Origin of the sequence: Sphingopyxis witflariensis, assembly GCF_002205635.1 — a bacterium.
In the GTDB taxonomy this organism is placed as follows: Bacteria; Pseudomonadota; Alphaproteobacteria; order Sphingomonadales; family Sphingomonadaceae; genus Sphingopyxis; species Sphingopyxis witflariensis.
Genome location: NZ_NISJ01000002.1, coordinates 160434 through 175344, shown reverse-complemented (window position 1 = coordinate 175344; position 14911 = coordinate 160434). Strand labels below are relative to the sequence as shown.

Annotated in this window: 13 protein-coding genes, 1 tRNA gene and 1 pseudogene; 13 read left to right on the top strand and 2 right to left on the bottom strand. The window is 63.5% G+C overall.

Annotation, left to right across the window (positions count from 1 at the left end; translation table 11 throughout):
• Positions 1 to 148 precede the first annotated feature (148 nt).
• From CDQ91_RS04850 to CDQ91_RS04840, 3 genes are all read left to right on the top strand, one after another.
• Positions 149 to 820, top strand: coding sequence for a spermidine synthase (locus tag CDQ91_RS04850; protein WP_088471593.1), 672 nt, complete (start codon positions 149 to 151; stop codon positions 818 to 820).
• Positions 821 to 924: 104 nt separating this feature from the next.
• Complete coding sequence (locus CDQ91_RS04845) at positions 925 to 3936, top strand: DUF2339 domain-containing protein (protein WP_088471592.1); 3012 nt, start codon at positions 925 to 927, stop codon at positions 3934 to 3936.
• Between the two features lie 105 nt (positions 3937 to 4041).
• Entirely contained in the window at positions 4042 to 6108 is a 2067-nt protein-coding gene (locus CDQ91_RS04840) for a putative bifunctional diguanylate cyclase/phosphodiesterase (RefSeq protein WP_167836661.1), read from the top strand.
• Here CDQ91_RS04840 and CDQ91_RS04835 read toward each other — a convergent pair.
• Positions 6105 to 6731, bottom strand: a complete 627-nt coding sequence (locus CDQ91_RS04835; protein ID WP_088471591.1) for a glutathione S-transferase family protein — start codon at positions 6729 to 6731, stop codon at positions 6105 to 6107. The two genes, CDQ91_RS04840 and CDQ91_RS04835, sit on opposite strands and share 4 nt — an antisense overlap.
• Positions 6728 to 7663 carry a DMT family transporter gene (locus tag CDQ91_RS04830; RefSeq protein WP_088471590.1) on the bottom strand — a complete coding sequence of 312 codons (936 nt, stop codon included), beginning with the start codon at positions 7661 to 7663 and terminating at the stop codon, positions 6728 to 6730. The genes CDQ91_RS04835 and CDQ91_RS04830 overlap by 4 nt, the downstream gene beginning before the upstream one ends.
• A 91-nt stretch (positions 7664 to 7754) precedes the next feature.
• Between CDQ91_RS04830 and CDQ91_RS04825 the strand changes: the two genes are divergently transcribed.
• From CDQ91_RS04825 to CDQ91_RS04780, 10 genes and pseudogenes are all read left to right on the top strand, one after another.
• Positions 7755 to 7830 (top strand) — tRNA-Trp (locus tag CDQ91_RS04825).
• A 91-nt stretch (positions 7831 to 7921) separates the two neighbouring features.
• Positions 7922 to 8242 carry a DMT family transporter gene (locus CDQ91_RS04820; RefSeq protein ID WP_088471589.1) on the top strand — a complete coding sequence of 107 codons (321 nt, stop codon included), beginning with the start codon at positions 7922 to 7924 and terminating at the stop codon, positions 8240 to 8242.
• A 97-nt stretch (positions 8243 to 8339) separates the two neighbouring features.
• On the top strand, positions 8340 to 8765 hold the full coding sequence (locus CDQ91_RS04815; protein ID WP_088471588.1) for an NADH-quinone oxidoreductase subunit A: 426 nt from the start codon (positions 8340 to 8342) through the stop codon (positions 8763 to 8765).
• A gap of 70 nt (positions 8766 to 8835) precedes the next feature.
• Positions 8836 to 10152 carry an MFS transporter gene (locus tag CDQ91_RS04810; protein ID WP_158213616.1) on the top strand — a complete coding sequence of 439 codons (1317 nt, stop codon included), beginning with the start codon at positions 8836 to 8838 and terminating at the stop codon, positions 10150 to 10152.
• A gap of 184 nt (positions 10153 to 10336) precedes the next feature.
• Positions 10337 to 10534 (top strand): preprotein translocase subunit SecE, encoded by a 198-nt coding sequence (gene secE / locus CDQ91_RS04805; RefSeq protein ID WP_088471586.1) that lies wholly within the window; start codon positions 10337 to 10339, stop codon positions 10532 to 10534.
• 34 nt (positions 10535 to 10568) lie between these two features.
• Complete coding sequence (gene nusG / locus CDQ91_RS04800; RefSeq protein ID WP_088471585.1) at positions 10569 to 11105, top strand: transcription termination/antitermination protein NusG; 537 nt, start codon at positions 10569 to 10571, stop codon at positions 11103 to 11105.
• Positions 11106 to 11205: 100 nt separating this feature from the next.
• Positions 11206 to 12135 (top strand): acyl-CoA thioesterase, encoded by a 930-nt coding sequence (locus tag CDQ91_RS04795; RefSeq protein WP_237245822.1) that lies wholly within the window; start codon positions 11206 to 11208, stop codon positions 12133 to 12135.
• Between the two features lie 293 nt (positions 12136 to 12428).
• Positions 12429 to 12860: a 50S ribosomal protein L11 gene (gene rplK / locus CDQ91_RS04790; RefSeq protein ID WP_088471583.1), complete on the top strand. Its 432-nt coding sequence runs from the start codon at positions 12429 to 12431 to the stop codon at positions 12858 to 12860.
• A 4-nt stretch (positions 12861 to 12864) separates the two neighbouring features.
• The gene (gene rplA / locus CDQ91_RS04785; protein ID WP_088471582.1) at positions 12865 to 13563 is read left to right on the top strand and encodes a 50S ribosomal protein L1; all 699 of its coding nucleotides are present in this window, start codon (positions 12865 to 12867) and stop codon (positions 13561 to 13563) included.
• 562 nt (positions 13564 to 14125) lie between these two features.
• Positions 14126 to 14907, top strand: a pseudogene (locus tag CDQ91_RS04780) (IS5 family transposase).
• Positions 14908 to 14911: the final 4 nt, after the last annotated feature.

Below are 14911 nucleotides of genomic sequence, written 5' to 3'. Positions count from 1 at the left end.
GGCGGGAGGAGCGTCACGAAGCGGGGATGAACGGCGCGTTCGTTCGCGGGGCTACCTCCCAGCCTTGACAGTGTTCGAGGCGAGCGCCCATGGCGACGGTCGCGTTGCGGTGGAAATACCTGTTTCGCGTGATGAAGGGCTGAGTGTTTTGATACCGCGCACGTTACTCGGCACCGCGCAGGTGCCCCAGGGAAGCGAACTTCGGCTGTTCAGCCGCGGCGATGATTTCATCATCGCGCTCGATCGCAATGAGTTGATGAGCAGCCGGATGAGCGGATCGGAAGAGGCGCTGGCGGTGATGAGCTGCGAGCGACTGCCGCGCGGCGACACTCCCCATCTGCTGATCGGCGGTTATGGCATGGGGTTTACCCTGCGCGCGGCGCTGGCCGAGCTGGGGCCGAAGGCGCGGATCAGCGTCGCCGAGCTTGTGCCCGAAATCATCGACTGGGCGCGCGGGCCAATGGCCGCGATGACGGCGGGCTGCCTTGACGATCCCCGCGTCGAACTGGTGATGGACGATGTCGCCCGCGTGATCGGGGCGGCGACCGGCCGTTATGACGCGATCCTCCTCGATGTCGACAATGGCCCCGATGGCCTGACCCGTGCGGCCAATAATCGCATCTATTCGATGGCGGGCCTCGCAACGGCACGAAGGGCGCTGAGGCCCGGGGGCATATTGGCGATATGGTCGGCCGCGGCCGATCCGCAATTTACGCGTCGGCTGGAAAGCGCCGGCTTTGCTGTCGATCCCGTCGCCGTTCGGGCGCGCAGCAACGGAAAAGGCGCGAAGCACATGATCTGGTTTGCGAGGTCGCGATAGCGGACCGCTCCCTCATCTGGCGCCGCTGATGACGCGCACAACAAGTTGACCGATATTCGCCCGCCTGCTTCATAGAGAGGGCAGGAGCCGAAGGGATCAAAATATTGGGCGCACTGACGTTTTTGGCGATCATCATCCTGTTTGTCATGCTGATGGACATGCGGGGCCGTTTGAAACGGGCCGAAGCGACGTTGGACGAAGCCGCAAAGCGTATCGGTGCGTTGCAGCGCCATGCAGGCCTGCTGCCTGCCAAGGTCGGTGAGAGCGGAGCCTCCGCACCGGGGACCACGCCTGCTGAGGCAATATCGAAGACACTCGTCGATGCCGACGACGAAAAGGCGCCAGTCGCGGCGACCAGTGCGCCTCTGCCCGCGATGGTGCAAAAACTAGCCGAAGTTGAACATACCGACGTGGCGGAACCACCGGTTCTTGCGGCCAAGCCGGAAGCCGCTGCGCCGAAGCAAGCTTCCGCTCCGCGCAACGAAACCCTCAAAGCCCCCCGCAACCTGTCGCTCCAGTTCGAAAATCTGTTCGGCAAGACGCTGCCGATCTGGGCGGGCGGAATCACGCTCGCTGTCGCCGGCGTGCTGATCGTCCGCTATGCGATCGACGCCGGTTTCTTTGCGCGCATCTTCACCCCCGGGGTGCAGATCGTCGCCGGACTGTTGTTCGGGCTGGGGCTGATCGGCGGCGCCGAATATGCCTGGCGTAACGAGGAAAAATTGCGCGACGTGCGCGTGCCGCAGGCGCTGGCGGGCGCCGGTATCGCAACGCTCTATGCCGCGATCATGGTCGCGGCGAATGTCTATCAACTGATCGGGCCCTTTCTGGCCTTTGCCTCGCTCGCGCTCGTCACCGCGTCGGCGCTGGGCCTGTCGCTTCGCTTCGGTAGCCCCAGCGCGCTGCTCGGTCTCGCGGGCGGCCTCGCCGCGCCGGCGCTGGTCGGGGCGGTCGCGCCCGATGTGCCGCTGCTTGCGGTCTATCTGGCGCTGACGATTGCGGGCCTTGCCGGGGTCGCGCGGATGCGGCGCTGGCCGTGGCTGGCGCTGGCGGCGCTGATCGGTGGCGCGGGCTGGGGGCTGTGGATGATCCTCGCGAACAGCGGGCTCGACATACTGGGCTCGCTTTCGATCGGCGGGTTCGTCCTGCTGCTCGCCATCGCGATACCGATGATGACGTTCGACGGGCCGCGTGCAGCCTTGCTCCGGTCGGCATCGGCGATCGTCGGCGCGCTGCAACTGGCGTTGCTCGTCGGCTATGGCGGCTTTGCGCCGCTCCATTGGGGCCTGTTCGCGCTGCTCGCTGCGGCGGCGCAGTGGCTTGCCTGGCGCGAGCGAAATTTCGCCATCGTGCCGACAATCAGCGCGGCGCTGTCGATCCTACTCCTCGCGGCATGGCCCGATCCGACACCCTTATGGTTCGCGCTGATCGGGCTGTCGTTGCTGGCGATCCATGCCTTGCCGCTTCTCGCGCGGCTCTGGGATGACCCCAAAGCGCTGCGACGCACACTCGAACTGTGCATGATCGCGCTCGCGCTGCCGCCGCTGACCAAATGGCATATGTGGGACATGGGCGATGCGGGTCTGGCGCTGGTCGCGCTTGGCGGCGCCTCGCTGGTCGGGGCGGGCATCGCGCGCGGGTGGAAGGTCGAGGGCCGGGCTGCCGACAGCCGTTTCGCGTGGCTGACCGTGACTGGGAGTATCCTGCTGGCGCTCGCAATCGTCCTGATCCTGCCACACTGGCTGGCACCGATCGGTATCGGGATTGTCGCGACCGGGCTGCTCTTTTTCGGCAAGGTCGCGCAGGATCGGCGTATCGAGCCATTTGCCGCAGCCTTTGTCGGCGCGGCGATCCTCGCGCTCGCGGCCACCCCGTCGGTGTTCGACGAGCTGGCACGGCTTTTCGATGGCGCGGACGGGGACGGCGGACGTGCCTTCCTGCGCTGGGCGGCGCTTGGCTTGATCGCTGCGATTTTTGCGATTCGGGCGGATGGCGCGATTGTTCGGCGGCTGGGTCAGGTCGCCGGGGCGTTGCTGGCCTATGCTGCGCTCGCCCAGATCGTCCCCGGCTCGGCGCTCATGCTGGTTCCCGCGCTCGGCGGCGCGGCGGCGCTGCTCGCGGCGCGCCGGGTCCCCTTCGCGCGCGTCGATGGTGCCGCGGCGAGCTTTGCGCTGCTTTGTCTTGGCTGGGCGGCGCTGCCGCTCGCGGCCTGGTCGAGCAACGCACTGCTCTCGCTTTCGGGCGTGCCGATGCCGGTCGACGCCGCCGGATTGCCGGCCAGCCAATTGCTGCTGCGATGGCTGGTGCCCGCCTTGCTGCTTGGCATCCCCCTATGGTCGATACGTGTTCAACTCCCCCGCTGGTTGGTGCTGACAGGCCTCGGCGTGACAAGTCTTGTCGGGGGCGTTGCGGTGCATTGCTTCTACCGCCTCGGCTTTGCCGCCGTAGCGGGTCAGGATTTCGTTGCGACCGGCATTGCGCAGCGACTTATCTGGGAAGCACTGCTGATCGGCGGCGGCTGGTTCGCGATGCAGCGCGGGGCAATGACGCTCGCGCGGCCGCTCATCCTCGCGGGAGTGGCGCATATCCTGTGGTATGGCCTGCTTCATCACAATCCGCTCTGGGCCACCCAAGCCGCCGGCGGCTGGCCGCTGTTCAACCTGCTCGCGCCATTGTTCCTGCTGGCGTGGTTCGGGGTGACGCAGGTCGAGCGATTGTTCCCGGCTGCGCCCGCTACGCTTGGTCGCGGCGTCCAGATCATCACCATGCTGCTCGTGGCGGGCTTCGCCTGGGCGACATTGCGCCAGCTCTTCCATGGCGGTCTGCTCGATGAGGCAGGAGTCGCGCCGGCAGAGAATATCCTGCGTTCGATCCTGATCCTCGCGCTGGCGATCGGCTTCCTCCTTTGGGGCATCCGTACCGGACGTCATGATTGGCGCATCGCCTCGCTCGTGCTCATGCTCGGTGCGGTTGGAAAGGTGTTCCTGTTCGACGCGTCTGGTCTCGAGGGGCTGCTCCGCATAGCGTCGTTCGTCGCGCTGGGTTTCAGCCTGATCGGGATTGGTTGGCTCTATAGCCGCCAACTTGCCCCGGCTTCGACGCCGCCTTCGCCCTGAATATGTTTGATTTTCGGTAATTTAACGCAAATTTAGGGATTGGGATTGCACGGGGGCCGACCGTTCGGAGCCGCCCTGTCGGGCGGGGGCGGTCAAGGACAATCAATGATCAATGTCGCCTTGTGCATCGCGATCGAGCACAATCCCTGGATGGTGCTGCTCGCCGTTTTCATCTGTTGCTGCGGGGCGTTTGCGATTGTGCAGATGTTCGAGCGCGCGAAGAATACAATGGGGACGCAACGCGTCGGCTGGACGTTTCTGACCGCCGTCGGTGCCGGTGCGACGATCTGGTGCACCCATTTCGTTGCCATGCTGGCCTATCAGGCGAAGGTCGCCGTTACGCTCGATCCGGTGCTGACCATTGCATCGCTGATCATCGCGGTTGTCGGCACCGGTCTGGGTTTCGGCGTCGCCTTGGTCCGTCGCCATATCCTTTTCCATGTGACCGGCGGGCTGATCGTCGGCACCGCGATTTCGGCGATGCATTATGTCGGGATGGCCGCGTACCGCGTGGACGGCATTGTCGAATGGCGCTGGCCCTATGTTCTCGCGTCGCTCGTGTGTGCTGCGCTTTTTTCGGGCGCGGCGGCCGCGATGCTGGGGACTGACCGATCGATCAAATATCGCCGCCTCATCGGCGCCGCCTTGCTCGTCGCCGCGATTGCATTGCTGCATTTCGTGGGGATGACCGCGCTGCGGATTACGCCGCTGGCGCTCAGCCAGACACCGCTCGACCCGGGGCAGCTTCACGCGCTGGGCCTCGCGACGTCGCTGGTCGGGCTGGTGGTGATCGGCGCAGGGGTGTCCGCGGCGTTCATCGACCGGAAAACGCGGTCGGACGCGATGGAAAAATTGCACCATATGGCGATGAACGATGCGCTGACGGGGTTGCCGAACCGGATCAGCTTTCAGCGCAAACTGGACCGCCTGCTCGACAAGGCGCGCATCTCGGGCAGCGAACTCGCGCTGATCGCGATCGACCTCGACCGGTTCAAGGAGGTCAATGACATCCATGGGCATAAGGCGGGCGACGATGTTCTCGTCGCTTTCGCGCGGCGCATGCGACAGGAAGTGGGCGAGCAGGGTTTTGTCGCGCGGCTGGGCGGCGATGAGTTTGTCGCGCTGCGCCCTTATGTCGACCGTGACGAACTGGCGACGCTCGTGACCGGGCTCGATGCGGTGCTGAAGGCGCCGCTGCGCCTCGGCAGTTTTGACGCGCATCTGGGCGCCAGCATCGGCGTGGCGATCTATCCGCAGGATGCGACCACCGCCGATATGCTGTCCAACAACGCCGATCTGGCGATGTACCGGGCGAAGGGGTCGAGCATATTCGGCCCCTGCTATTTCGATCCCGAACAGGATGATGCGGTTCGCGAGCGGCGCGAGCTGGCGAATGATTTGCGCCATGCGATCGATGCCAATCAGCTGGACGTCCATTATCAGGTGCAGGCGTCGGTCGTGACGGGCGAAGTGACGGGATATGAAGCGCTTTTGCGCTGGCAGCATCCCGAGCGCGGCGATGTTCCGCCCGAAATCTTCATTGCCATCGCCGAGGAAAATGGCCTGATCCTGTCGCTGGACGAATGGGTGCTGCGGCGCGCGTGCGCTGATGCCACCGGTTGGGATCATCAGACGAAGGTTGCTGTCAACGTGTCGCCGGTGCAGCTTGCCCATGCCGGTCTGCCGCAATTGTTCCATCAGGTGATGCTCGATACCGGGCTGCCGCCGCGGCGGCTGGAAATCGAGTTGACCGAGACTGCGATCATGGCCGACCGCGATCGTGCGTTGCATGTGCTGCGCCAGATCAAGGCGCTGGGGGTCGGGGTGGCGCTCGACGATTTCGGCACCGGATATTCGTCGCTCGAAACCTTGCGCGCCTTCCCCTTCGACAAGATCAAGATCGACCGGGTCTTCGCGTCCGAACTCGAAAGCTCGCCCGAGGCGACGGCGATCGTCCGCGCGGTTCTGGCGCTGGGCAAAAGCCTGTCGATCCCCGTACTGGCCGAGGGGATTGAGACCGATCGGCAACTCGAGGTTTTGCAGCGCGAGGGCTGCGATGAAGCGCAAGGCTTCTTGCTCGGCTATCCGGCATCGGGACCGGTGTCGGGACAGTCGCCGTTCGGCGATGCAAAGCCGCTCCCGCAACAGGCGTCGGCTGAGCAGGTCGCTTAGGCGCTGGTCAGTTTCTGCCGCTCGCGCGCCCGGATGAAACCGTCACGCGCGATGCAGCGGGCCAGCCATGCCTGCGTCTTTTCGCCCAGCACATCCTCGGCGCCGAGCGTTGTCGCGAGGAAGGCGGCATAACCGATGACGATATCGGCGGAGGTGAAGCGCCCCGCGACGAGCCATTCGCGGCCGTCGGAGAGCGCCGCCTCGATGCTCTTTGCGCGGCCGCCGAAAAAGGCTTTATAGTCATCGACGGCTTGCGCGAGGCGCCGTTCGGGCACTTCGACGCGGGTGTAGCGAATCATGATCGCGAGCGGGAAGGTCAGCGTCGCGTCGCTGCGGTGGAGCCAGTTGCGCCATTCCCAATAATCGCCCTCGTCACGGCGCACTTCGAGCGGGGTTCCCTCGGCGATGCGTTCGCAGATCGCCGCTGATTCGGTCATCAGCCGCCCGTCCTCCACCCAGCCCGGCACCGTCATCAGCGGGTTAACGGCGCGATATTCGGGTGCAAAGGCGCGCGGCGGGAAGGGCAGGGTCTTGAGGTCGATGTCGATCCCGGCTTCCTCGACCGCCCACAGACAGCGCAGCGACCGGGCGTCGGGGCAATGGTAGAGGATCGGAAGCGTCATGCGGTGATATCCTTTGTGCGTTCGATATGCAGACGATGCTCGCGCCAGGCGATGAACAGGCCGCTCGCAATGATCAGCGGCGCGCCGATCCACGTCGTCTCGGCGGGGAAGGTGCCGAAGAAGAACCAGCCGCAGGCGATTGACCAGAGCAACGCCGAATAATCCATCGGGATGACCACCGCGACGGGCGCGAGGCGCAGCGCGCCGGTCAGCGACATTTGCACCACCGCGCCCGAAACGCCGAGCCCGAGCAGCAGCAGCCATTCATAGCTGTCGTGCGGGGTGATGAAGAAGGGCAGCGCGATGCCGAGCGGGACCATCGAGAGCAGGCTGAACCAGAAAACGATTGTCGCCGAATTTTCGGTGCGGCCGAGGTCGCGAACGGCAATGGTGATCAGCGCGGTCATGATCGCGCCCGACAGTGCGATCAGCGTGCCGATGCCATGATCGCCGCTGAAGCCGCCCGCGAAGATCGTGCTGGGGTCGAGCACGACGAGAACGCCGATAAAGCCGACAATCACCGCGCTCCACCGCTGGACCCCCGTGCGTTCGCCGAGCAGCACCGCCGCGAAAATGACCGCGAAGATCGGTACCGACAGGTTGATCGTCGTCGCCTCCGCCATCGGCAGGAAGATCATGCCGCCGAAATTGCAGCACATCCCAGCGAGACCCATCATTGCACGGCGCGCATGGGCGCCGATTCGCTGGGTCTTCAACGACGCGACACCGCCGTGCGAGACCGCCCAGGCAAAGACGAAGGGAATCACTACCGCCTGGCGCCAGAACAGGCTTTCGACGACATGGACTCCCGTTTCGGCGATCAATTTGACCAGCACGAACATCAGCGAGAGGCTCAGCATCGCCAGCAAACGCAGGGCGATTCCGCCGAGATAATTTTGCGGTGCGGCGGAAGAGGGGGTGGCGGCGGTCATGTGCAAATGCGCATATCAGGCCAGTTGTCTCTTGCAACCTGTGATCCCTCTTGCCCCGCTTCGCCAATCGGGCTAGTGGCGCATCCGGCCTAGGGGTATAGCTCAGTTGGTAGAGCATCGGTCTCCAAAACCGAGGGTCGTAAGTTCGAGTCTTACTGCCCCTGCCAGGCCACAAAAAAATAGAGGCCACGTCCTCGCCCGCGTTTCGCGGGTTACAGGTCCGGGACGGCCCGGCAGCCCGATGCAAAGGAGGCTGTTTTGGCTTGGATTTATCTTACCATCGCTGGCGTGCTCGAAATCGTCTGGGCCTTTTCGATGAAACAATCGGAAGGTTTTACGAAGCTCGTGCCGTCGCTCGTCACTTTGGTGACGATGGTCGCGAGTTTCGCGCTGCTGTCGCTGTCGATGAAATCGCTGCCGCTGGGCACTGCTTACACGATCTGGACCGGAATCGGCGCGGTCGGCGCCTTTGTCGTCGGCATCCTTGTCCTGGGCGAGCAGGCGAATGCGATGCGGATCGGCGCTGCGGTGCTGATCGTCAGCGGTCTGGTGCTCATGAAAATCTCGTCGCCGGCCTGACCGGCGCAACATAGCGAGCGAGGCCACGTCCTCCCCTGCGCAGCCCGCGCAGGCTCAAGCCCGGGACGGCCCGGCTCCACTGAAAAGGGGAGCTGTCATGCCGACGTTATCGATCCCATCATCCGCCAATGCCATCGTCGAACCCGCGTCGTTCGTACTGCTCGATTATCTGCCGATCCTGATCTTCCTCGGGGTCGCGCTGACCCTGTCTGCGCTGTTTGTCTTCCTGCCGATGGCGGTGTCCCGGTTGACGGGCACGCACGCACCCGATCCTGAAAAAACATCCGAATATGAATGTGGCTTTCCCGCCTTCGAAGCGCCGCGCGCGCAATTCGACGTACGATTCTATCTCGTCGCGATCCTGTTCATCATCTTCGACCTCGAGGCCGCCTTTCTGTTCCCCTGGGCGGTGACGGTGACCGACCTCGGGTGGGGGGCGTGGGGCGCGATGATGGTGTTTCTCGGCATATTGACCGTCGGTTTCATCTATGAATGGAAGAAGGGCGCGCTCGATTGGGAATAGGTTCGGCCTGGTGCGTTGACACATCTGTCAATAGCTGAAAGCTTGGCGCTTCCTGTGGGAGCTTTGTATTTTGGCCAACACCGTCCCGTCATTGGCCGAACCCCCGGCTTTGCGGCCGCGCACCGTGGCGGCCTACGCGGCAACGGCGGGGCCTACGGTGATTCTCGGCCTGCCGTTCAGCGTCTATCTGCCGCCCTATATCGCCGATGGCGGGGTGATCGCGGTCGCGCTGGTCGGGCTGCTCTTTTCGTTCACGACCATCTGGGACGGCGTCGTTGACCCCTTGATCGGGACGATGATCGACCGGGTGGGGACGGAGATCGGCGCGCACCGGCGCTGGATGCTGCGCGCGCTTCTGCCGTTGCTGCTCCTCCTTCTTGTCATCGTGACGGTCGGTGACCGGCTGCCCTTTGCAGCGCTGTTCGTCGTGATGATCCTCTTTTATTCGAGCTTCAGCCTTTACGATGTCGCACAGCTGTCGTGGGGCTCGGCGCTGGTGCGGACCCCCGCTGAAAGCGCCTTGCTCTATGGTGCGCGCGACTGGTTTTCGAAGATCGCGCTGATTACGGCCTTCGCGGCGCCCGCTGCCGCACAATTTCTGATGCCCGACATCAGTCTTCAGGGGCGGATCATGGCCTATGCCAGCATCTTTCTGGTCATGGCGCCCGTCGCGCTGTTCGCGATCCGCCGCGTGCCGCCGCGCCCGGTGATTGCCGCGCCGGGCATCGGCTGGCGGCAGGAGATTCGCGCCTCGCTGTCCTTCCCGCCGCTGATGCTGTTGCTCGGCGTGCAATTCCTCAACAGCTTTGCCTTTGGGGCGCTGACGTCGCTTTTCATCTTCTTCGCCGCCGCGGTGCTCGGCCTCGATACGCAAAGTGCGTTGCTGCTGTTCGCAAGCTTCATCGGCGGGGCGATCGCCTCGCCTGTGTGGACCTGGCTCGCGCGGCGCTATGGCAAGCCGCTGATGATGATCGCGATGGGTTTGCTGATCTCTGTACTGTTGGTCGCGACGCTGGCGCAGCAGCCGCGCGGCTTTGCACAGGCGGCCGGATTTTCGTTGATGCTGGGGACGGGGTTCGTCGGGCTGCTCTTCATTTACTCGATGCTCGCTGACCTGATTCCGCGCGATGCGGCGCGGTGCGGGCGCAATCGCTCGGCCTTTCTTTTCGCGCTTTTGAACCTGATGCAAAAGTTCGGCGTCGCGGCCGCGATCGCGGTCAGCTATGCGTTGCTCGATCTTGTCGGCTTCGATCCGAAGAATGGCGAAGTGTCGGCTCGCGAACTCCATTTGCTGTTCGCGCTGCTGCCGACCACCGCCTGGGTGATCATGATGGGCCTGCTCATCGCGATGCGGCGGCACATGCCGCACGCCGCGGCCCGCCTTTGACTTGCAATCACCGCGCCGCCCAAGTAAAGGCCGCCCATTCGGACAGATGCGCCGTTTTCCTTCCGCCTTTCGCCGACCTGCTCGGGGAGGGTGGGCGGACTATTGCCCGAAGCACGCTTGACGCGCGGCGGGTGGTGACCCATCTGATCGATTATTGAACGCTTACGAGGACAGGACGAACGACATGGCCAAGACCAGCATCGGCGAATTCGTCAACCAGGTGAAGACCGAAGCCGGCAAGATCGTTTGGCCCACGGGTCGCGAGACCGTGCAGACGACGATTCTGGTGCTGATCATGACCACGATCCTTTCGATGTTCTTCCTCGGCATCGACACGGTTTTCAACGCGATCGTCAGCTGGCTGACGTCGCTCGCGCGCTGATCAGCGCGACAATTCAGACAGGACAGGCATAGCTATGGCGCGCTGGTACATCATTCACGCCTATTCGGGTTTCGAGAACAAGGTGCGCGATTCGGTGCTCGCCGAGGCTGAGCGCATGGGGCTGACCCAGCTCGTCGAAGCGGTCGAAGTGCCCGTCGAGACGGTGACCGAGGTGAAGCGCGGCAAAAAGGTTCAGGCCGAACGCAAATTCTTCCCCGGTTACGTCCTCGCCAAGCTGACGATGACCGACGATGTTTATCACCTTGTGAAGAACACGCCGAAGGTCACGGGCTTCCTCGGTTCGATGGGCAAGCCGCAGGCGATCAGTGAAGCTGAAGCCGCGCGCATCCTCAACAGCAAGGAAGAGGCTGCGGCCCGTCCGAAGCAGGAAATCCGCGTCGATTACGAAATCGGCGATCAGGTCAAGGTGCTCGACGGTCCCTTCGCCAGCTTCAACGGGTTGGTCGAGGAACTCGATTTCGAAAAGGCACGCGTCAAGGTCAGCGTCTCGATCTTCGGTCGTGCGACGCCGGTCGAACTCGACTTCGAGCAGGTCGAGCGCATGAAATAATGAACGTCGCCCCAGCGAAAGCTGGGGCTGCGGGCGGTCTCCAGATCCGCCAGCGATCGCGGCTTTCGCCGGGATGACGAAAAGGGGGCAAGCCGACATCGTGACTGCGCTGACTCCAGAAGAAATTCAGGCCCGCATCGAACGCGCCCGCGCGATCAACGACAGCGTTGCGCCCGGAAAAGTCGTCGGCGCGGTGTCACGGCTGTTCGATCTCGAACCTGCGGGGGCTCCCGACGAGTTCGACTTTCCGGCGCTTGCGACGACCGCGCGCGATCGCATCTTCGGCGGTCAGGTGATCGCGCAGGCGATGGTTGCGGCGGCGCGTACCGTCGATCCCGATAAGCATGTTCATTCGCTGCACGCCTATTTCCTGCGCGGTGGCGATGAGACGAAGCCGCTGCATTTTCGCGTCCACCGCGACTTTGACGGGCGCAGTTTTTCCAACCGCCGCGTCGTCGTGCGTCAGGACGACAAGGTGATCTTCAACCTCACCGCTTCGTTCCAGCTGCCGACAGAGGGGCTGTCGCATCAAGTGTCGATGCCCGACCTGTTGCCGCCCGAGGAATGTGTGGACTTCACCGACACGCTCGCCGCCGACCCCAGCATATCCGACGAGCGGTTCGCCTATATGGCGCGGCGTCGGCCGTTCGAAATGCGCAGCTATCGCCCGCCCGCGTCGGCAAAGGCGACCCAGCATTATCAATGGTTCCGGGTCGCGGCGCCGATCGGCGACGATCAGTTGATCCATCGCGCTTTCCTGGCCTTTGCGTCGGATATGGGATTGCTGTCATCGGCGATGCTGCCGCACGGTATCACCTGGACGACGCCGGGGCTGTTTTCGACCAGCCTCGATCATGCGATGTGGTTTCATGGCGACGTGCGCGTTGATGAATGGTTCGTCTATGTCATGGACAGCGACTGGACCGGCGGCGCGCGGGGCATCAACCGCGGGCTGATTTACCGTCAGGACGGCACGCTGATTGCCTCCGCGGTACAAGAGGGGCTTGTCCGCATCACGCCGCCGGCCTGAGGTCGCGCCGTCGCTCCAAGCCCTCGTCATTGCGAGGAGTGAAGCGACGAAGCAATCTCCAGCTTTCGGCCTTGCGCCGGGCCGAGCGCTGGAGATTGCTTCGCTGCGCTCGCAATGACGCGGTGAGACCGACTGCCTCCCTTGCTTTTTTCGGCTGCACCGGCTAACGGCGCCGCTTCGCATCAGATACGGGTGTGATTCCGCGCGGGAGGAAGGGGTGATGCCCTTCTGTTCGACCGCTTATTTTGAGGTTCACCCGCAAGGGCGGACCAATAGATTGAAAGGAGGCTATCATGGCCAAGAAGATTAGCGGCTATATCAAGCTGCAAGTTCCGGCAGGGACCGCAAACCCCTCGCCGCCGCTCGGGCCGGCACTCGGCCAGCGTGGCGTGAACATCATGGAATTCTGCAAGGCGTTCAACGCTGCGACCGGCGAAATGGAAAAGGGTACGCCTACCCCGACCATCATCACCGTCTTCGCCGACAAGAGCTTCACCTTCGTCACCAAGACGCCTCCGGCGACGTATCTGATCAAGAAGGCCGCGAACCTGAAGTCGGGTTCGAAGGAGCCCGGCAAGATCAGCGGTGGCAAGATCGCGCGCTCGCAGCTCGCCGAAATCGCCCAGATCAAGATGAAGGATCTGAACGCCAACGACATCGAACAGGCGACGAAGATCATCGAAGGCAGCGCCCGCTCGATGGGCCTCGAAGTAACGGAGGGCTGAACCGATGGCAAAGCTGACCAAGAAGCTCAAGGCCCTCGAGGGCAAGGTTGACGCGCTGAAGCTTCACGCTGTCGACGAAGCGATCAAGACGATCCGCGAACTGGCCTCGGCCAAGTTCGACGAATCGCTCGAAGTCGCGATCAACCTGGGTGTCGATCCGCGCCACGCCGACCAGATGGTCCGCGGCGTCGTGACGCTGCCCGCCGGTACCGGCAAGGACGTCAAGGTTGCCGTGTTCGCACGCGGCGACAATGCCGAAAAGGCTCTGGCCGCCGGCGCCGACAAGGTTGGTGCCGAAGACCTGATGGAAGACATGCTCGCGGGTAACCTCGACTATGGCCGCGTCATTGCGACGCCGGACATGATGGGCATCGTCGGCCGCCTCGGCAAGACGCTGGGTCCGAAGGGCCTGATGCCGAACCCGAAGCTGGGCACCGTGACCCCGAACGTCGCCGAAGCCGTGAAGGCCGCCAAGGGCGGTCAGATCGAATTCCGCGTCGAAAAGGCCGGTATCATCCACGCTGGCCTCGGCAAGCTGTCGTTCGGTGAAGAAAAGCTTCGCCAGAACTTCGACGCTTTCGTCGATGCGATCGTCAAGTCGAAGCCGGCTGGCGCGAAGGGCAAATATGTCCGCAAGATCGCACTGTCGTCGTCGATGGGCCCGGGTGTGAAGGTCGACACGACCGACGTCACCGGCGCCTGATTTCGATCAGACTGATTTAGGGAAGGGCCGGGGGAAACTCCGGCCCTTTTCTTATGGGCGGGTCGGGCGCGCGAACCCCATGGCCATCTTCATCGCCCCAAGCTGGATCCGGGCTCCGGCTGCGCAAGGACCGCATGATATTCCAAAGTTCAGTAAAGTTCAGCCTTGTGCGGCCCCAATTTGGACGTCGCGCTTTGCTGGGTCCCCCGGCGCACCTCGCCGTGGGCGCACTGGCAAGCCGGGCAGCAACCGTTTCTATCCACCAAATGAAAGAGCCGGATGAAGGCTGGCACGGTCGGATAATGTAGGAAAGGCTTATTTGAAGGCGATGCCGGCTTTGGGGTGCAAAGTCGCCACAGCTTCTCAACCCTCGTCACCCCGGACTTGATCCGGGGTCCAGAAGGCGAGGGCGGCCATGGATCCCGGATCAAGTCCGGGATGACGAAGTGGGAATGTCTGAATTGGGGTGGCAAGCGGACATTTGGAAGACTAGGCCGTGTTGACAAAAGGGATTCCCAAACCCGCCTTGTTCTGATTCAAGACTGCTTTTTGAGGGGCAGTCATGGGTCGCGGGGATTTGTCGGACGCGGAGTGGGATCTGATCGGGCCGCTACTGCCGCCTGAGCGCGGTCGCTGGGCGCGGCCGGCGGGCGATAACCGGCGCTTCCTCAATGGAATGCTTCACGTGCTGCGGGTCGGCTGCCCCTGGCGCGACATGCACGAGCGCTACGGCAAGTGGAACTCGGTCTATGTGCGCTTCCGTCGCTGGGCCGAACAGGGTGTCTGGGATGCCCTGCTGCAAACACTGGTCGATCTGGGTCTGACCGACGACTGGCAACACATGATCGACAGCACCAGCGTTCGCGGCCATGTCTCGGCAGCGGGCGGAAAAGGGGGGCTTGTGCGAACGCTCTTGGTCGATCACGCGGCGGCTTTACGAGCAAAATCCACGCCCGCTGCGACAATCAAGGACTGCCTGTCGGCTTCATCCTCACCGGCGGCGAGGCTTCCGATTACACCGCTGCCGAACCGCTGATGGCGATCCCCGCCGCCACGCCCAAGGCGCTGCTCGCGGACAAGGGTTATGATGGTGATCACTTCCGGGAAAGCCTGCTGACCCGGGGCATCCTGCCGATCATCCCGCCTCGCTCGAACCGCAAGGTGCCAGAGCATCCCGACTATCGCCGCTACAAGGACCGAAACCGCGTCGAGCGCATGTTCGGCAAACTCAAACAGCAACGACGCATCGCAACCCGCTATGACAAAACCCTGCTCTCGTTCGAGAGCTTCCTCAACCTCGCCGCTACGCGCCTATGGCTGAAGTCTTTTGTCAACACGGCCTAGCCTA